The 16965-nt window shown below is 68.7% G+C and carries 18 protein-coding genes; 4 read left to right on the top strand and 14 right to left on the bottom strand.

Annotated features, from left to right (window positions below; translation table 11 throughout):
• Positions 1 to 42 precede the first annotated feature (42 nt).
• The gene (locus AB8M46_RS07025) at positions 43 to 1389 is read left to right on the top strand and encodes a cryptochrome/photolyase family protein (protein ID WP_394359870.1); all 1347 of its coding nucleotides are present in this window, start codon (positions 43 to 45) and stop codon (positions 1387 to 1389) included.
• On the opposite strand, the gene AB8M46_RS07020 is transcribed toward AB8M46_RS07025, so the two are convergent.
• From AB8M46_RS07020 to AB8M46_RS06985, 8 genes are all read right to left on the bottom strand, one after another.
• Complete coding sequence (locus tag AB8M46_RS07020) at positions 1386 to 2576, bottom strand: ABC transporter permease (RefSeq protein WP_037347982.1); 1191 nt, start codon at positions 2574 to 2576, stop codon at positions 1386 to 1388. The two genes, AB8M46_RS07025 and AB8M46_RS07020, sit on opposite strands and share 4 nt — an antisense overlap.
• Complete coding sequence (locus tag AB8M46_RS07015; protein WP_125733393.1) at positions 2573 to 3499, bottom strand: ABC transporter ATP-binding protein; 927 nt, start codon at positions 3497 to 3499, stop codon at positions 2573 to 2575. Before AB8M46_RS07015 ends, AB8M46_RS07020 begins: the two co-directional genes overlap by 4 nt.
• Complete coding sequence (locus AB8M46_RS07010) at positions 3496 to 3726, bottom strand: hypothetical protein (RefSeq protein WP_125733394.1); 231 nt, start codon at positions 3724 to 3726, stop codon at positions 3496 to 3498. The genes AB8M46_RS07015 and AB8M46_RS07010 overlap by 4 nt, the downstream gene beginning before the upstream one ends.
• Positions 3723 to 4178, bottom strand: a complete 456-nt coding sequence (locus AB8M46_RS07005; RefSeq protein WP_037347977.1) for a hypothetical protein — start codon at positions 4176 to 4178, stop codon at positions 3723 to 3725. The genes AB8M46_RS07010 and AB8M46_RS07005 overlap by 4 nt, the downstream gene beginning before the upstream one ends.
• Positions 4175 to 4720, bottom strand: coding sequence for a hypothetical protein (locus AB8M46_RS07000; RefSeq protein ID WP_037347975.1), 546 nt, complete (start codon positions 4718 to 4720; stop codon positions 4175 to 4177). The genes AB8M46_RS07005 and AB8M46_RS07000 overlap by 4 nt, the downstream gene beginning before the upstream one ends.
• Positions 4717 to 4986, bottom strand: a complete 270-nt coding sequence (locus AB8M46_RS06995) for a helix-turn-helix transcriptional regulator (protein WP_005155992.1) — start codon at positions 4984 to 4986, stop codon at positions 4717 to 4719. Before AB8M46_RS06995 ends, AB8M46_RS07000 begins: the two co-directional genes overlap by 4 nt.
• Positions 4987 to 5070: 84 nt before the next feature.
• Positions 5071 to 6612: a glycerol-3-phosphate dehydrogenase/oxidase gene (locus AB8M46_RS06990; protein WP_394359869.1), complete on the bottom strand. Its 1542-nt coding sequence runs from the start codon at positions 6610 to 6612 to the stop codon at positions 5071 to 5073.
• Positions 6609 to 7172: a TetR/AcrR family transcriptional regulator gene (locus tag AB8M46_RS06985; RefSeq protein ID WP_394360858.1), complete on the bottom strand. Its 564-nt coding sequence runs from the start codon at positions 7170 to 7172 to the stop codon at positions 6609 to 6611. The genes AB8M46_RS06990 and AB8M46_RS06985 overlap by 4 nt, the downstream gene beginning before the upstream one ends.
• A 97-nt stretch (positions 7173 to 7269) precedes the next feature.
• On the opposite strand from AB8M46_RS06985, the gene AB8M46_RS06980 reads away from it, so the two are divergent.
• On the top strand, positions 7270 to 8889 hold the full coding sequence (locus AB8M46_RS06980; RefSeq protein ID WP_394359868.1) for an FAD-binding oxidoreductase: 1620 nt from the start codon (positions 7270 to 7272) through the stop codon (positions 8887 to 8889).
• Here the strand turns inward: AB8M46_RS06980 and AB8M46_RS06975 are convergent.
• The 4 genes from AB8M46_RS06975 to AB8M46_RS06960 all read right to left on the bottom strand — a co-directional run bounded on the left by AB8M46_RS06975 (position 8867) and on the right by AB8M46_RS06960 (position 13862).
• Positions 8867 to 9514, bottom strand: a complete 648-nt coding sequence (locus tag AB8M46_RS06975) for a gamma-glutamylcyclotransferase family protein (RefSeq protein ID WP_038507994.1) — start codon at positions 9512 to 9514, stop codon at positions 8867 to 8869. The two genes, AB8M46_RS06980 and AB8M46_RS06975, sit on opposite strands and share 23 nt — an antisense overlap.
• Positions 9508 to 10602 (bottom strand): S-(hydroxymethyl)mycothiol dehydrogenase, encoded by a 1095-nt coding sequence (locus AB8M46_RS06970; RefSeq protein WP_394360857.1) that lies wholly within the window; start codon positions 10600 to 10602, stop codon positions 9508 to 9510. Before AB8M46_RS06970 ends, AB8M46_RS06975 begins: the two co-directional genes overlap by 7 nt.
• 80 nt (positions 10603 to 10682) lie before the next feature.
• A complete protein-coding gene (locus AB8M46_RS06965; protein ID WP_394359867.1) occupies positions 10683 to 11948 on the bottom strand; it encodes a C39 family peptidase in 1266 nt (421 codons plus the stop codon).
• Between the two features lie 192 nt (positions 11949 to 12140).
• Complete coding sequence (locus tag AB8M46_RS06960; RefSeq protein WP_394359866.1) at positions 12141 to 13862, bottom strand: TIGR03767 family metallophosphoesterase; 1722 nt, start codon at positions 13860 to 13862, stop codon at positions 12141 to 12143.
• Positions 13863 to 14037: 175 nt separating this feature from the next.
• Between AB8M46_RS06960 and AB8M46_RS06955 the strand changes: the two genes are divergently transcribed.
• The gene (locus tag AB8M46_RS06955; RefSeq protein ID WP_016337460.1) at positions 14038 to 14472 is read left to right on the top strand and encodes a hypothetical protein; all 435 of its coding nucleotides are present in this window, start codon (positions 14038 to 14040) and stop codon (positions 14470 to 14472) included.
• A gap of 81 nt (positions 14473 to 14553) precedes the next feature.
• Here AB8M46_RS06955 and AB8M46_RS06950 read toward each other — a convergent pair whose 3' ends face one another.
• Positions 14554 to 15153 carry a TetR/AcrR family transcriptional regulator C-terminal domain-containing protein gene (locus AB8M46_RS06950; protein WP_394359865.1) on the bottom strand — a complete coding sequence of 200 codons (600 nt, stop codon included), beginning with the start codon at positions 15151 to 15153 and terminating at the stop codon, positions 14554 to 14556.
• 59 nt (positions 15154 to 15212) lie between these two features.
• On the opposite strand from AB8M46_RS06950, the gene AB8M46_RS06945 reads away from it, so the two are divergent.
• Positions 15213 to 15662, top strand: coding sequence for a hypothetical protein (locus tag AB8M46_RS06945; RefSeq protein WP_394359864.1), 450 nt, complete (start codon positions 15213 to 15215; stop codon positions 15660 to 15662).
• Here AB8M46_RS06945 and AB8M46_RS06940 read toward each other — a convergent pair.
• A complete protein-coding gene (locus AB8M46_RS06940; RefSeq protein WP_394359863.1) occupies positions 15631 to 16893 on the bottom strand; it encodes an ABC transporter substrate-binding protein in 1263 nt (420 codons plus the stop codon). The genes AB8M46_RS06945 and AB8M46_RS06940 overlap by 32 nt on opposite strands.
• Between the last annotated feature and the right edge of the window lie 72 nt (positions 16894 to 16965).

Here is a 16965-nt window from a genome sequence, read left to right as displayed (position 1 = left end):
CCGGGCGTGCGAGCGCAAGAGACCGGCCTTAGGGTTTCCGGAGTGACCAGAGAAGCCCCGGTAGTCCTGTGGTTCCGCCGCGACCTCCGCCTCGGCGACCACGCCGCCCTGCTGGAGGCCTCGAAGCACAGCAAGCACGTCCTCGCGCTGTACGTCCTCGACGATGCGCTCCTCAAACCCTCCGGCGCCCCGCGCGTCGCGTTCCTGCACGGCTGCCTGAAGGCGCTGGACGACCAGCTCGGCGGACGGCTGATGCTGGTCAAGGGCGACCCGGTCAAGGAGGTCGTCAAGGCCGCGCGCGAGGTCGGCGCCGCGGCCGTGCACGTCAGCACCGACACCGGCCCGTACGGCCGCCGCCGCGACGACGAGGTCGAGAAGGCGTTGGCGGAGCACGACATCGCCTGGGTCGAGACGGGTTCGCCGTACGCGATCACGCCGGGCCGCATCACCAAACCCGATGGTGACCCGTACCGCGTCTTCACCCCGTTCTACCGTGCGTGGGTGCGGCACGGCTGGCCGCGCCCCGCCGACACCGGGAAGTCCATTGTGGACTGGGTGGAGCCGCCACGATCGGTCAAGCTTCCGAAATCCCCGTCGCTCAAAGGAATGGAGCTGCCCGAGCCCGGCGAGCAGGCGGCGCTGGAGCGCTGGCGCGAGTTCCTGGACGACGGCCTCGAAACCTACGACGGGGATCGCGACCGTCCCGATCGTCCCGGTACGACAAGGCTTTCACCGTATCTGCGCTGGGGTTGCGTCCACCCGCGCACCCTGCTGGCCGACCTCGCCGGGAACGAGGGCTCCGGCGCCAAGGCGCTGCGCGGCGAGTTCGCCTGGCGCGAGTTCCACGCCGACGTCCTGTGGCACCGCCCCGAAACCGCGCGGAAGAACTACGATTCCCGGTTCGACGCCATGGAACACGAGAGCGACGACGAAGCCTTCCAGCGGTGGTGCGAGGGGCGAACCGGGTTCCCGATCGTCGACGCCGGGATGCGTCAGCTGCTCGCCGAGGGCTGGATGCACAACCGCGTCCGGATGATCGTGGCGAGCTTCCTGGTCAAGGATCTGCATCTGCCGTGGTGGCTCGGCGCGCGGCACTTCATGAAGCATCTGGTCGACGGCGATCTCGCGTCGAACCAGCTGAACTGGCAGTGGGTCGCGGGCAGCGGCACCGACGCCGCGCCGTATTTCCGGATCTTCAACCCGACGACGCAGGGGGAGAAGTTCGACCCCGCCGGTGACTACGTCCGGCGCTACGTCCCCGAACTCCGGTCCGTGCAGGGCAAGGCCGTGCACAAACCGGAGAACGTCGAGGACTACCCGGCACCGATGGTCGACCACGCGCACGAACGCCAGGTCGCCTTGGAGCGTTACGGCGCCATCAAAGGTTAGCCGCGCAGGGCTTCCGAAAGCTTGATCCGGCTGCCGACCCGCAGGACGCTGTTCTGGTAGATGCGCGCGCCCAGCCAGGTGAACAGGGCGATGGCGCCCACGGTCAGGCCCAGCGACGCCACGATCTCCCACACCTCGACGGTGCCCGCCGCGATCCGCGCGGGCATCAGCACCGGGGAAAGCAGCGGCACCAGGGAAAGCACCTTGGTGGCCGTGCCTTCCGGCGCCTGGGCCAGCAGGTTGAACCCGACGACGAAGCCGAGGATCAGCACGATGTTGACCGGCCCGATCACCGACTGCGTGTCCTCCTGCCGGGAGACCAGCGAACCCATGGCGCCGTAGACGGTGGCGTACAGCAGGAACCCGAGCAGGTACCACACGACACCCCACAGCAGGGCGCTCGTCGCGACACCGGACAGCGTCAGCACGTCGGTCGCCGAAGCGACGATGAACCCGGCACCACCGATGATCACCAGTTGCGTCAGCCCGACCAGGCCGAGCCCGATCACCTTGCCCAGCAACAGATGCCACGGCCGCACCGTGGAGAGCAGGATCTCCACCACCCGGCTGGACTTCTCTTCGACCACACCCTGCGCGACCAGCGTCCCGTAGGTCACGATGCTCATGTACAGCAGCACCGCCACGATCAGCCCGATGACCATCCGCTGCGATTTCTCGGGGTCCGGCGGTTTGATCGAGTCGACCTCGACCTGCGTCTGGTGGACCGTGCGCATCACCTGCTCAGGGGATTCCTGGGCTTCGGAAAGGATACCGTTCAACACCTCCTGCTGGGAAACGCCATTCAACAGCGCACGCAGTTTGGTGTCCAATTCGGACTTGACGAGCACCTTCAGCTCGGTGGCGTTGCCGGACAGCAACGCGTCGAGATCACCGTTCTCGACCTGCGAGCGGCCCTGCGCCGGATCGGCGACGGTGACGGTCTCGATCTTCTCGCCGATCGCCTCGCCCGCGGTCTTGAGCTGCTGCGCGATCCCGGCGGTCTGGCCGGTGAGGCCGACCTTGCTCTTGTCCTCGTTGCTGATCAGCGTCGACTGCAGCAGGACGTAGCCCATCAGCATGACCAGCAGGACGGCGGTGCCGACCACGAAGGACCTGGTGCGCAGCCGGGTGTTCAGCTCGCGTGTGGCGATGAGCCGGACCGCGCGCCATGAGGAAACGGTGTTCATGCGGAAACTCCCTGTGCCGCAGGCTTTTCGGCGACGGCGTCGCGGAAGAGCTCGGTCAGCGAACGCCTGCGTTTGGTGAATTCGGTGACCGGCCCGGTGGCCAGCGCCGCGGCGAGCACGGCCTGATCGTCGGCACCCGTCTCGAGTTCGAGGATCGTCGTCGGACCGTTCTGCTCGATCGTCCGGACCCCGGGGACGGCCGAAGCCCAGCCGGGAACGGCGCCGGGCGCGGTGACGACGAGCCCGTTGCCCGCGCCGGCGGTCAGCTCCCCGACGGTGCCGGAGGCGACCATCCGTCCACTTCGGATGATGCCGACGCGGTCGCACAGCCGCTCGACCAGATCCAGCTGGTGACTGGAGAACACCACCGGCACCCCGGTCGCGGCCTTCTCCCGCAACACCCCGCTCATCACGTCCACGGCCAGCGGGTCGAGGCCGGAGAACGGCTCGTCCAGCACGAGGACCTTCGGATCGTGCACCAGCGCGGCGGCGAGCTGCACGCGCTGCTGGTTGCCGAGGCTCAGCTTCTGGACCTCGTCCTTGCGCCGTTCGGTCAGCCCGAGCCGGGCGATCCAGTTCTCGGCGCTGCGGTGGGCGTCGTTGGCCGACATCCCGTGCAGCTCGGCGAGATAGACCAGCTGCTCCAGCACCTTCATCTTCGGGTACAGCCCGCGTTCCTCCGGCATGTACCCGATATGCGTGCGGGTCTCGTGGGTGATCGGGGCGCCGCCGAAACGCACCTGGCCGGAGTCGGCCGCCAGCACCCCGAGCACGATCCGCATCGTGGTGGTCTTGCCCGCGCCGTTGCTGCCGACGAAGCCGAACAGCTCACCGGGCTGGACCTCGAAGCTCACCTCGTCCAGCGCCACCTTGGCGCCGTAGCGTTTGGAGACCTTGTCGATCTCCAGCTTCCCCTCGCTCATTTCCACTTCCCCTCTTCGAAATACCGCACCAGCGCCGCGAATCCCCGATGGACGCCGGAAACCGTGCGGTTCCGTTCGATCAGCCCGTCCAGCTTGACGTTGCTCACCACCGAGGTGGCCCGGTAGACCAGGACCGCCCTCCCCGCGCCGGCGAGGACCCCACCCGCCACCAGCACGACGGCGACCACGCCGATGGACATCTTGTGCCGCTTCTTGTCCCCGGTCATGCCGGAGCCACCCCCTCGAAGTCTTCGGGGTCGTCGTCCGGCAGCCGCCACGCGAGCCACAGCGCCGGTAGCGACGTCCCGAAGACGAACAACGCCGCTGTCATCGCGGCCAGCAGCGAACCGGAATCCGGTTGCCCCGCCGCGTAAAGCCCGTACCCGAGATCCACCAGCATGAGCACGCAGATCCCCTGGAACGCAGCGTAGTGCGCGCGGTTTCGCAGCAGCAGTTCGCGTTCGTCGAGATCCTTCGCCGCGGAGCCCGGCCTGCCGACGGCCTTGCGCAGCACCGTCGCCGTGCCGACGCAGAGACACAGCCCCGGTCCCATCAGGCCCACCGCGAACCACAAGGTCGGCTCGCGCAGCAGTGCGGCACCGGCGATCACGACCAGATGGCCGATCACGGCGGCGACGGCGAGCCGGCGGCGATCCGCTCGCGTCCGGGTGGTGGTCATGCCGGGCTCACCCCTTCGAAGTCTTCGGGGTCGTCGTCCGGCAGCGACCAGCCCAGGATGACGCCGGAGAGCGTGGTCCCGGTGACCAGCAGCGCGCAGGCCATCATCGCGCCGCGCGCGCCACCGTCTTCGGTACCGGCGACGATCAGGCCGTAGAACACCGCGATCAGCATCAGCGCGACCAGCACCTGATAGCTGACGAAAGTGACACGATGACGCCATTCCCGCTCGCGTTCGTCGAGACGGCTGGAGAACCCGTTGCTCATCTTGCCGGTCAGGATCCGCAGCAGATAGTGCGCCCCGCCCGCGATGAAGCAGCCGCCGAACCAGCACACCAGGAAGGCGGGGGTGTGGCCGGTGTGGAACAAGGCGGCACCGGCGATCAGGATCAGATCGCCCGTCACCACCAGCACACTCAGCGTCCGCCGCCGTTTCCTCGTGCGCCACGACGGAAGCCGGAGGGCGCGTTTGCGTTCCAGCTCCTCCCATCGTTCCTGCTGACGTTCCCAGTACGCCGCGAGACGGCCTCGTTCCTCGCTCATGTTCCCCCCTCCCGGTAGACCTGAGTGGACAGCGGCGTGAACGGTTCGCGGCTGAACACGGCTTCGACCGGGAGGTCGAACACCGCGCAGATGCGGAACGCCAGGTCCAGGCTCGGGTAGTGGTCTCCCCGTTCGAGCGCGCCGATGGTCTGCGGATTGACCTCGACGGCCGTCGCGAGGGCGGCCCTGCTCAGTCCACGCTCGGCCCGGAGCACGGGAAGCCGGTTGTAGATCGGCAGCTCTTTGCCGCGTCTTACCGGGCTCATGGAACATACTGTTGCAAAAACCCAACGACTCGTCAAGCTGAGGGCATGACTCACCGCATTTAGAGGACTAAATGCGGTGAGGGGTCAGACGAGGCCGGCGAGCGATTTGTCGACAAGTTCCTGGACGCGGGCGCGGGCGGCGGTGGCGTCGGGGGCGACCAGGCCGAGCCGGGTGCGGCGGTCCAGGACGTCCTCGACGTCGAGGGCGCCCTCGTGCCGTACGGCCCAGACGACCTCCGCCGCGCTGATGTCGGTCCCGTCGAACAGGGGGAGCCCCAGTTCCGGGTCGACCTCGCCGAGTGCCGAGACCCGTGGGGCCTCGGTGCCGTACTTCGTGACGAGCCGAGGTGGCGCGTCCACAGTGGACAGACGGTCGCGCGGTGTCGCGCCGAGCAACGGGAGCCGGGACGTCGTCGACGGTCCGGCGAGGAGCCCGGACCGCTTCAGCGCGGCATCGACGGCGTCTTCGGCCATCTTCCGGTACGTCGTCAGCTTGCCGCCGACGACGGTGAGCACGCTGTCGGCTCCGGTCACCACCGCGTGCTTGCGGGAAAGATCCGCGCTGCGCCCGCCACCGCCTTCGACCAGCGGCCGCAGGCCGGCGAACGAGCCCGCGACGTCGGCGCGGGTCAGCGGGCGGGTGAACGCCGTCGACGCCACTTCGAGCAGGAAGTCCACATCGGACTCCGGCACGGTCGGCACCCGCGGCACCGGCCCGTCGGTCGGTTCGTCGGTGACCCCGACGAACACGCGGCCGTCCGGTTGCGGCAGCAGGAAGACGAAGCGGTTGTTCTCGCCGGGGACGGGCACGTTGACCGACGTCGCGCCGATCCGCGCCGCCCCCGAGGCCAGGATGAGGTGCGAGCCGCGCGACGGCCGCAGCCGGACCGACTCCGCCAGTTCGCCCGCCCAGACACCCGTCGCGTTGATCACCTGCCGGGCGTGGATCTCGATCTCCTGCCCGGTGAGCCTGTCCCGCGCCAGCACCGATTCCGCGTCGAGCCGGAGCACCTCGACCCTCGTCAGGATCTTCGCGCCGCGTGCCGCGGCCGTGCGGGCGAGGCTCACCACCAGGCGCGCGTCGTCGGTCAGCGCGCCGTCGTAGGCCAGCAGTGCCCCGCGCAGGCCTTGCGGGGAAAGGCCGGGTGCGAGCGCCAGCGCCTCCGCGGCCGGGATCGACCTCGGCCGGGGCAGTACCGACGCCGGGGTGCCGGCCGCGCGGCGAAGGCCGTCACCGGCCAGGAGACCGGTCATGATGAAGGCCTGTTGACCGCGTGAGGTCTTGCGGTACATGGGGAACAGCTGCGGGATCGCCCTGGTGAGATGCGGGGCGGTGCGGGTCATCAGGATTCCGCGTTCGACGGCGCTTTCGTGCGCCAGCGCCAGATCGCCCTTGGCGAGATACCGGAGCCCGCCGTGGACGAGCTTGCTCGACCAGCGCGACGTCCCGTACGCCAGGTCGTACGCCTCGATCAGGGCGACCGAAAGCCCGCGCGCGGCCGCGTCCAGCGCGATCCCGGTGCCGGTGACACCGCCGCCGACCACCACCAGGTCGACCCTCTCGCCGCCGGCCAGCGCCGTGAGTTCCCGGTCGCGCCGCAGAGCGTTGAGCGAGCCCGGCGTCACGGGCGCAGCGCCGCGTCGAGCACCTGGGCGAACTCCGTCATCAGCGCCTTCTCGTCCACGTCCGCGATGGCGGGACGGTACGAGAACGCGAACGACTGGATGAGCAGCAGCAGGGTGCGAGCCTGAGCGGCCAGATCACCCTTGCGGATCGAGCCGTCCTCGTGGCCCGACTTCAGCAGGTGCAGGATCACGCCTTCGGCGAAGCGCTGGGTCTTCCCGAACCGCTCGACGATGTAGGGCAGGACCAGTTCCGAATCGAGGTCCAGCAAGGTGCGGAACAGCGGATCGCCCGACAGCGCGGCGACGGCGGCCGAAGAGCTCTGGACGAGCTTCTCGCGGAAGTGGGCGGGCTCGATCTCGGGTTCCGCGGCGCCCTGCAGCAGGCCGCCGAACTCGCGGGTCATGAGGGTCGCGAGCACACTGCGCACATCCGGGAACCGGCGGTAGACGGTCATCCGGCTGACCTTGGCGGTCCGGGCGATCTCGGCGAGGGTGGTCCGCCGCACGCCGACGGCGAGCACGCACTTCTTCGCGGCGTCGAGCAGAACGTCGTCGGACACACGTGTCGAGGCCTGGCGGGATCGGGTGTCCGCCAGCGCCGAGACGCCTGTTTCCGCAGGTGAGTGACGTTTTACGTCCATATGTAACACTGTAGTCGTGACCGAGCTTATTGACCACCGGTTAAGACGATCCTGGACGCCCGAGGCCGGTGACGCCGCCCACCTTCCGGCCAAGGCCCTGAGGTGGCTCGTCCAGCGTATCGGGCCGTTGGGCTCCGCGGCGCCCTTCGCGCCCGATTCGGCGCTGTCCGTTCCCGAACCGGTGCTGGACGAGCGGCCCAAGCGAGACCTCGAAGAACTCGTCGGCGCCGAGCGCGTCCTGACGGCGCCGGGGGAACGGCTCGCCCGGGCCAGTGGTCTGTCCTATCTGGACTTGATACGGCGCCGGGGGTTCGGTGATTTTCCGGTGCCGGACGCCGTCGTCCTGCCGGAGAATCCCGCCGAAGTCCAGTCGGTACTGGAAATCTGCGCACGGCACGACGTCGGCGTCGTCCCGTTCGGCGGCGGGACGTCGGTGGTCGGCGGGGTCGCCGCACTGCGCGGTGACAAGACCTCGGTGATCGCGCTCGACCTCACCCGGCTCGACGAACTGGTCTCGGTCGATCCCGTTTCCCGGATCGCGGTCCTGCAGGCGGGGGTCACCGGCCCGGAGGCCGACCGGCTGCTCGCCGCGCACGGTTTCACCCTCGGGCACGTGCCGCAGTCCTACGAACGCGCCACCATCGGCGGATTCGCCGCGACCCGGTCCGCCGGGCAGGCCTCGTCGGGCTACGGCCGGTTCGAGGACATGGTCAAGGGCGTCCGGCTCGCGACCCCGCGCGGGGAATGGAAACTCGGCGTCGCGCCGGCTTCGGCCGCGGGACCGGACCTGCGGCAGCTCGCCGTCGGCAGCGAAGGCGCGCTCGGCGTGATCACCGAGGTCGCCCTCCGCGTCCGTCCGGTGCCGGAAGTCCGCCGCTACGAGGGTTTCGTCCTCGATGGCTGGGAGAAGGGCACCGACGCGGTCCGCGAACTCGCCCAGCGGCACGTGCTCGCGGACGTCACGCGACTGTCCGATGTGGACGAGAGCGAGGTTTCGCTCGCGCTCAACGACAGTGTGAAGACCAAGGCGCTGCGCCGGTATCTCAAGGCACGGGGAGTGCACGCGCCGTGCCTGCTGATCGTCGGCTGGGAAGGCGCGTCGAAACGCGAGGTCGCCCGGCGACGGCAGGAGACCACCGGTGTGCTGAAGGAGTTCGGCGCCGTCCGGATCGGGGCCGCGCTCGGCGAATCCTGGCGACGCGGCCGGTTCTCCGGACCTCGGCAGCGGGATGCCTTGATGGACAACGGTGTCTGCGTCGAAACTCTGGAAACCGCCGCGTACTGGGCGGAACTGAGCGACCTGCGGGACGCCGTCCGCGCCGCGCTCACCGCGACCCTCGGCAACGCCATCATCATGTGCCACGTCTCGCACGCCTACGAAACGGGCGCGTCGCTGTACTTCACCGTGCTGACGCCACGCGACGAGGCCGACCCGATCGCCCAATGGCAGCGGGCGAAGGCGGCCGCTTCGGAGGCGATCACCGGCATCGGCACGATCTCGCATCACCACGCCGTCGGCGCCGACCACGCGCGGTATCTGGCGGCGGAGATCGGCGAGATCGGCGTCGAAGTGTTGCGTGCGGCGAAGAAGGCCGTCGATCCGAGCGGGATCCTCAATCCCGGGAAACTCGTCTGATCAGCGTCCCGGCCTCGACCAGCGTGCAGTCCAGACCGTGCGTTTCGGCGGGGATCCCGTCCAGCGCGGCGGCCCGGCGCTGTTCGAGGTCGGCGACGCGGATATGCCTGCCGTCCACCAGGATCGGCAGGCGGATGTCCGCGGCGCCGACGTACGCCACCACGTCGTCGAGCACGGTTCCGTCGTCGAGCGTGATGGCCGGGGCGGTCAGCCGCACCAGGTTGTAGCGCATGCCGTTGCCCTCGCATTTGTCGAGCACGGCCAGCTGTTCGGGCGTCGCGAACCACACGGCGTGCTCCTCGACGACGCCCGGCGCGGCGGCCAGCGTCGCGGGGCGCTGCCCGTCACGGAACCGCAGGCCGGACGCCCAGACCGCGGCGAGGTCGGTGCAGCGCGCGTGGCAGACGACGACCGGGCCCTCCAGCCCCATGTTCTCCCGCAGCCAGGTGATCTTGGACGGGCACGCGTTGGAGCCGTAGGCGAGCACGGCCTGGCGTTCGCGCCAGCCCTCCGGCGCGGTGTCGAGACTGTGCCCGGCACCGTCGAAGTGGACGAACGAATGCCCCGGCCGCGCTCCCGGATACGGATCGGCCGGGAAATCGGCGTCGGTGAAGAGTTTCACCACGTCACCACGCTGCGGAGGACGTCTCCGTCGTGCATGCGCCCGAAGGCCTGCTCGACGCCGTCGAGGGCGATCCGCTCGGTGACGAACTTGTCGAGCGGGAGCCTGCCCTGGAGGTAGAGGTCGATCAGCATCGGGAAATCGCGTGAGGGCAGGCAATCGCCGTACCACGACGATTTGAGCGAGCCACCGCGCGAGAAGAAGTCGATCAGCGGCAGATCCAGCCGCATGTCCGGGGTCGGGACGCCGACGAGCACCACCGTGCCCGCCAGATCGCGCCCGTAGAACGCCTGCCGCCACGTTTCGGGCCTGCCGACCGCGTCGATCACGACGTCCGCGCCGAACGAATCGGTGAACTCCCGGATCGCCTCGACGACCTGGTCTTCGCTCAGTCCCTTGCTGTTCAGCGTGTGCGTGGCGCCGAAATCCTTGGCCCACGCCAGTTTCCGGTCGTCCGTGTCGACGGCGACGATGGTCTTCGCGCCCGCCAGGTTCGCCCCCGCGATCGCGGCGTCACCGACACCGCCGCAGCCGATGACCGCGACGGAATCGCCGCGGCTCACCGCACCGGTGTTCAACGCGGCGCCGAGGCCTGCCATCACCCCGCAGCCGAGCAGTCCGGCGACGGCGGGCTCGGCGGCGGGGTCGACCTTCGTGCACTGTCCACTGTGGACGAGCGTCTTTTCGAGGAACGCCCCGACGCCGAGTGCGGGCGACAGGGCGGTGCCGTCGGCCAGCGTCATCGGCTGGGCGGCGTTGAACGTGGAGAAGCAGTACCAGGGCCTGCCCCGGCGGCAGGCGCGGCAGGTGCCGCAGACCGCGCGCCAGTTCAGGATCACGTAGTCGCCGGGTTCGAGGTCGGTCACGCCGTCGCCGACGGCCTCCACGAACCCCGCGGCCTCGTGGCCGAGCAGGAACGGGAATTCGTCGTTGATCCCGCCCTCGCGGTAGTGCAGGTCGGTATGGCAGACGCCGCACGCCTTGACCGAGACGACGGCCTCGCCGGGCCCCGGATCGGGCACCGTCACGGGCTCCAGCGAGACCGGCTCACCCTTGGCGCGGGAAACGACGCCCTGGACCTCGTACGGCATGCCCACCTCCGAGTAGTCGACTCTGTAGCCTGCCATGCGACAGGCCCGGATCGCGACATCCGCTCGGGTGCGGTATCGGTTCAGTGCCCCGGCGTGATGATGTAAGCGATGCCGCCGGGACCACTGGAAACGCCGCCATTCGTGTTGTACCGCTTGGTGCGCTGCCAGATGGTTTCGAACTGGTGTCGTTTGTAGACGTTCCGGACCCGGTCGTTGCTGCTCGCGGCCGGGTCGTTCGCGATCACGTCACCGTCCTTGGTGAAGCCGACGACGACCATGATGTGCCCGGCGGTGCCGTAGCCCGCGCCGTCGAGTTCCTCGGCCTTGAACGACTGCGACGTGATCACCGGGATACCGCGCACGATGTACTTCTCGAGTTCGTTCAAGGAGTGCAAACGGGTGATGTGCCCACGCAGTCCGAGTGATGCGGCGTACGCGGTGTTGAACGGCCAGTTGCCGGTTCCGTCGTAGGCGTAGTCGAACGTGTAGCGGGCGGCGTACGCGACGGTCGGATCGACGTAACCCTCCGGGATCCACTTCATGTCTTCGGGCTTGGGCCGTTTGCCCCAGTACTCGGCGACCATTTCGGTGGACGTCGGGCTGCACCAGTTCTCGCCGCCACCGCCGTACTCCGGGAACTGTCCTTTGTGGAGGTTCTGCGCGTAGGCGGGCACCTTGAGTTCGATCCCGGTGGCGCGGCCCGGCTTGGTCGCCTGGACCTCGAAGCGGTCCGGGACCAGCGACGTCATCGCGCCGACCGACGTCACCGACGGTGTGGCGCGGGAACCGGCCTCGCGGTACAGGCTGACCCGCAGCTGGTACGAGCGGAGCGCGACGCCCGCCTTCATGACCAGCGTGTCGACGTCGACCGCGGCGTTGGCGTCGCTCTGCCCGTCGACGCTGGTGCGTTTGATGTCGGCGTCCCCGCTGGCCCAGCGGCCCATGACGTACCAGGAGGTCTCGGCGCCCGACGCGGTGCGGCCCTTCGCCTCCACCTTGATCCAGGTCTTGGCCGGCGTCTTCGCGTTCCACGAAGCGACCAGCTGGGAGGCGTCGAAGCCCTGCGTGTGGCTCCGCGACGTCCACTGGCCGTATTCGTAGGTCTTCGTGGTGCCGAGCACGGGTTCGGTGTGCTCGATCGTGCCGATCGGGCGGTCGATGCGCAGGGCGCCGTGGTCGAGGCCGAGCCCTTCGAGCCTGCCGTCGCGGAAACCGGCGTGACCGGACCATTCGTGGTAGTCGATCGACTCGTCGTCCGGACGGCCGGGACCCGCTTCCGCCGTCTGTGCCGTCACCGCGGTCATCGTCGCGATCGTCAGCAGCGTGACCAGCCCTCGTCTGCGCATCCCGGCTCCATCCCTCGATTCCACCCAGTAGGGAAGGGATTTTCGCCGGTCGCGCGAGGTATGTAAACAGTTGCCTACAAGACGGCCTGGGTCTGTGTCACTTTCGCGACCAGCCCTCGCCCGCATTTCGTCCTCTGAATGCGATCCTTGCGCGTGCAACTACCGCATTCAGAGGACGAAACGCGGGGGGCGTCAGGCGAGCGGGTGGGGCAGCAGGAGCTCCGTGTTCTGGTCTTGAGCGGTGCCGACCGCGCCCAGTGAGGCGTGGATGTCGTTGTACGAGAACTCCCGGTACAGCGACGCAAGCGCTTGCGTCGAGGTGTCCGAGTACGACGCCTCGTACGGCGCTTCCGCCTCGATCAGCGTCGTGAACAGCGACAACGTGCCGTCGGCGTTGTCGGCGACCTCGATGATCCGCGCGTGCTGCGGGAAGTCGATATGCGAGGCGGTGTTGATCTCCCAGAAGCCCTGCTTCGCGGTCTTGCCGGCGTGCGGGGTGATCTTGTTGCGGTGCGTGTGCCCGTTGACCCACGCCAGCACGTTCGGGAACCGGTGCAGCAGCGAGACGAACGTGTCGCCGTTGAGCCTGAGCTCCAGCGGATGCCGCGCGTCCGGCAGCACGTTGCCCATGGTGTCGCTGGTGTGGTGGCTGAACAGGATGAACAGCTCGTCCGTCACGTTCTGCGTGACCTTGCGCCCGAAGAAGTCGTAGTACGTCGAGCTGTTGCGCTTGAGCGTGTTCTCCACCCAGGTGAACTGCCCGAGCCCGATCGATCCGTCGGCCAGCCCGGCCATCGTCGTGGTGTCGAGGCTGATGCCGGTGATCCCCGGCGCGATGCGGAAGGTGTAGTACACGTTCCGCCCGTCGGCGTTGTTCCCGCTGAACCCGTGGCCCACCGGGCCGGGACCGGTGTTGGTGGAGTCGAGGTGGTGCTGGACGAATTCCGCGGTGCTGAACGGCCGCCGTCGCTCGTCCGGGGTGATCTCGCGGATCGTGCCGGAGCCGCCGAACAGTTCCGTGATCGGCACGCCCGAGCCGGAGCCGATCGCCTTGGCGAGCTTCCGCGACGTCGTCTCGTCCTTGCCGATCACCTTGAAGCGGCCGGTGTACCAGGCGTCCATCCCCGGCAGATCCGGCACGGTGCCGACGATGCTGTCGTCGTGGTTGCCGAAGGTGCAGAACCACGGGACGTCGAGACCGGGCGAGGTGAAGGTGTTCGACGCCGCGCCGAGGAGGCCGGGCACCTGCGGGAAGCCCTTCTTCGTGTACGCGTCGTCCAGTGGCTTGCCGGGGTTCCAGTAGTGCGAAGACCCGGACGTCTGGACGCCTTCGTGCACGTTCGGGTCGCCCGAGGTCGGGTGCACCGTGCCGCCGTTGAGCACCTTGAGGAACCATTCGAGCTCGATCAGCTCGTGGTTGTCGGTGTTGTCGCCGGTGGTGACCATGAAGTCGATCGCCCGCCCGGTGAACGGGCCGGTCTTCAGGCTGTTCACCCGCTCCACCAGCGCCGTCGTCGCGACCGGGCCGAGGGTCTCCTGCGGCCGGTGCGCCGAGCCGACGAACGGGTGCAGGTACTCGAACCGCGCGGGGCTTTCGGCGTCGGTGAAGTGCAAGTCGGTGAACTGCGCGAAGGACGCCATCGCGCGGCGCCGGTCGTCGCGGCCGGACTTCGGCGCGGCGAGATCGCCGCGGACCACGAGTGGCCAGCCGGGGCCCGCGGTCAGCCGCGTGTAGCCGGGACCGCCGGCCCGCGGGGCCGCCGCGGCTTCCAGTGTGGTGCCCGCGGTGCGGACCGCGCGGGACGCGGTGCGCGCCAGCGCGCGGTCGAGCGCGTTGGCGGTCGGTGCGCACAGCAGCAGGCCGACGCCGGCGGCGCCCGCCGCGGTGAAGGTGCGCCTGGAGATGACGGACATGGCGGTGCCCCCAGTCGTCGCGGGTGGGTGTCGCGGAAGGACGATGCCGGAAGACGTTAGCCGTGGGGTGAACGCCAGAAAAGGGTAATGCGAAAATTTGTCACGTTCGGCCGAATACGCAAGTAGCCAAGCGGGCTGGTTACGCTGGCCGCTCGACGAGCGAGGAGGTGGCCCGGTGGGTGCTTCGGCTTGGTCCGTCCGCGGCCGGTTCGACGGCGACCCGGAAGCGGCGCTGGACGCGATGAAGGCACGCGTCTTCGAGGAGGGCGACTACCTCTGGGAAGAGGACGAACTCGGCCGCCCGGACTCGATCGACGAGCTGTACGAGGTGGAGAGCGTCCAGGAGTCCGGGACCCATTCCGTACTCGACGTCCACGAGTTCATCAGCGCCACGGGCGAGGACGACTTCGGCACGATCCGGCCTCTGACCGACGCCGAGCTTGTCGCCGCGTTCGGCACGGAGGAGCCGTCCGTGGCGGACTTCGACGAGCTCGACAAGGCCGGTCGGCTGCCGTACGAGCGGCGGCCTCGGTGGAGCGCGAACTGCGCGTTGCTGTACGAGAACGACGTCGCCGTCGAGTTGGCGATCTGGGGTGTGTCCGGCGACTAGAGCCGAGCTTCCTTGAGGCGTCGGTCCAGTGGGTCGTGAGTGGCGTTTCGGGTTCTAGCCCGAAACGCCACTCACGACCACCTAGAGTCGCGCCGCGAGCCCGTCGAGGATCACCTCGACACCCAGCTCGAACAGCTCTTCGCCGCTCTGCCGCGCGAAAGCCGGCCCCAGCCTGCCCACATGCGGATAGGCCTCAAGCCGCGCGAGGAACCCTTCGTCCGGCTTCCGCACGGGGAGCGTCTCGACCGACGCGAGTACGTGCGCCGTGAGCAGGCGCGAAATCCCGGCGGTGTCCTCTTCGGAGAAACCCGCCTCCAGCAGGATCCGCGCGGTCGTCTCGATATGGCCTAGCCGGTGCGGCCCGGTCGGCGGCCGCGCGCGCAGCAGTGCGGCCGAGTCCCGGTGACGCAGCAGCAGGGCGCGGAACTGGCGGAGCCCGCTCGCGAGCTGATCGCGCCACGGCAGCGATCCATCGATCTCGAAGGCGTCGGCGCAGATCGCCTCGGCGACGAGATCCAGCAGCTCGGCCTTGTCCTTCACATGCCAGTACAGCGTCGGTGAGCTGACGCCGAGCTTCGCCGCCAGCCGCCGGGTCGTCAGCTCCGCGAGGCCGGCGTCGTCGAGCAGTTCGACGGCCGCCTCGGTGATCTTGGCGAGGTCGAGTGAGCCTTTGCGTGCCACCCGGCGGACTCTATCAGTGATAGATTTATCTCTATCGCTGATAGAGATCGGGGGAAGTGATGCTCTGGACACCGAAGATCCGCCTGGTCACGGTGCTCTGCTCGATCGTCTTCGTGCTCGGGACGACGCTGCAGAACTACGTGATCATCGATCTGGATCTGATCGAGGCGAGTATGCGGCTCAAGAGGGCCGACACCGCCGACGCGCCCGCGTACCTGAGCGCGTTGCGGCTGGTGGGGAACGTCTTCATCGTCGGCAACGCCTTGGGCCTGCTGGTGTGGTTCGGGTGGCGTTGGCTGTTCTGGCCGGTGCTCGCGTTCAACGTCGCCCAAGCCTTCGGCGTGTTCGTCGTGCCGTTCGAAGTGCACCGGGCGGCGATCGCCGAACACGGCTGGCCGGGCGTGCTGCCTTCGCTGGTCACCGACGGTGGCGCGGTGATCCTGTCGATCGTGCTGATCGTCGCTTACGTGCGGTCGTTCAGGCGGAAAGGCGACCCAGTTCGGCTTTGACGGCCTCGACGGCGGCCTTCGTTTCGGTGGCCGGGTCGGCGCCGTCGCGGGCGATCCGGCCCAGTGCGTCGACGAGCGCGGTGTTCGCCGCCGGTGTCCACAGTGGACCGGCGGCGCGCCCGTTCTCCTTGACCAGCTTCGCGGCGTCGCCCGCCGCGGTGACCTTGTCGAGCACGCTCAGTCGCGCGGGCAGATGGAAACCGAACTTGGTGGCGAACTCCTGCTGGAAGTCGACGCGCTCCAGCCACAGCCATTTGACGAAATCCTTGGCGGCGTTGGGGTTCAGGCTCTTGGCGTGCACCATCGCGCTCAGTCCGCTGACCGGCACGGAAGGCGCGCCCGCCGCGTCGAGCCGCGGGAAGGCCAGGACACCGAAGTCGTCTTTCAGGGTGTCCTGGATCTTCGGCAGATTCCACAGCCAGGTCCACTGCATCGCGGTGAGCCCGTCGATGAACGGGAGCGGATCCGGCCAGTCCGTCGCGGCGCCCAGCAGCAGCGAACCGTTGAGCTCGTGGAGTTTCGCGAACGCCGTGGCGGTGCGCGGATCGTCGAAGCCGACGGATTTCCCGTCCTTGACGTAGTCGAGCCCGGCCGACCACAGTAGCGGTCCGGCGAGCGCCGCGGCGCCCGCGTCGTTGCCGGCGAACAGGCCTTTGACGCCGTCTTTGGACAGCTTCTTCGCGGCATCGACGAGTTCGTCCAGCGTCTGGGGCGGCTGGACCCCGGCCTCCTGCAGGAAACTCTTGCGGTAGAAGAGGACTTGGGTGTCCAGCGCTTGAGGAATGCCGTAAGTCTTGCCGTCGACTGTCTGTGCCGCGAGCACTGAAGGATTGAAATCCCCGCGCACGGGCCCGATGACGTCGTCGAGCGGGACGAGGAGGTTCTGCCGGACGCGCTCGACGGTGACCTGGCCTTCGAAGACATCCGGGACCGGGCCCGCCCGCAGTGCGGCATCGAGTTTCGTTTCGTAGTCGTCGGGATTCCACTGCACCGCGACCTTGGACTTCTGATACGCCGCCGCGTAGCGCGTGACGGCTTCTTGGACGCCCGCCTCGGGATACGGGTGGTACCACTGCGTGAGATCCACCGGTTTCGGTTTCGGCCTGGTCACCCCGGCGGAGTAGGCGGTCGAGGGTGGCGGGTTTCCTGTTTGGACGGTGTTGGCCCCGCAGGCGGAGAGCACCGTCGTCCCCGCCAGTGCCAGGAACGCCCGCCTGTTTGTCTTACGCACCAACAAAACCCTTCGCCGAACGCCGTGAAGGCCATCTCCAGGGACCAGAGTCCCTCAAGATGGCCTTCACTG

The organism is Amycolatopsis sp. SB7-3 (assembly GCF_041021335.1).
Lineage (GTDB): Bacteria > Actinomycetota > Actinomycetes > Mycobacteriales > Pseudonocardiaceae > Amycolatopsis > Amycolatopsis japonica.
The sequence above is the reverse complement of the archived record's forward strand: the minus strand, read 5'-3'. Positions and strand labels throughout refer to the sequence as shown.

Excerpts from the sequence above, each read along its gene's own strand:
- AB8M46_RS06945 (WP_394359864.1), top strand. The coding sequence starts at position 15,213 with ATGCTCTGGACACCGAAGATCCGCCTGGTCACGGTGCTCTGCTCGATC.
- AB8M46_RS07020 (WP_037347982.1), bottom strand. The coding sequence starts at position 2,576 with ATGAACACCGTTTCCTCATGGCGCGCGGTCCGGCTCATCGCCACACGC.
- AB8M46_RS06995 (WP_005155992.1), bottom strand. The coding sequence starts at position 4,986 with ATGAGCCCGGTAAGACGCGGCAAAGAGCTGCCGATCTACAACCGGCTT.
- AB8M46_RS06960 (WP_394359866.1), bottom strand. The coding sequence starts at position 13,862 with ATGTCCGTCATCTCCAGGCGCACCTTCACCGCGGCGGGCGCCGCCGGC.
- AB8M46_RS07005 (WP_037347977.1), bottom strand. The coding sequence starts at position 4,178 with ATGACCACCACCCGGACGCGAGCGGATCGCCGCCGGCTCGCCGTCGCC.
- AB8M46_RS07015 (WP_125733393.1), bottom strand. The coding sequence starts at position 3,499 with ATGAGCGAGGGGAAGCTGGAGATCGACAAGGTCTCCAAACGCTACGGC.
- AB8M46_RS06965 (WP_394359867.1), bottom strand. The coding sequence starts at position 11,948 with ATGCGCAGACGAGGGCTGGTCACGCTGCTGACGATCGCGACGATGACC.
- AB8M46_RS07000 (WP_037347975.1), bottom strand. The coding sequence starts at position 4,720 with ATGAGCGAGGAACGAGGCCGTCTCGCGGCGTACTGGGAACGTCAGCAG.
- AB8M46_RS07010 (WP_125733394.1), bottom strand. The coding sequence starts at position 3,726 with ATGACCGGGGACAAGAAGCGGCACAAGATGTCCATCGGCGTGGTCGCC.
- AB8M46_RS06970 (WP_394360857.1), bottom strand. The coding sequence starts at position 10,602 with ATGCCGTACGAGGTCCAGGGCGTCGTTTCCCGCGCCAAGGGTGAGCCG.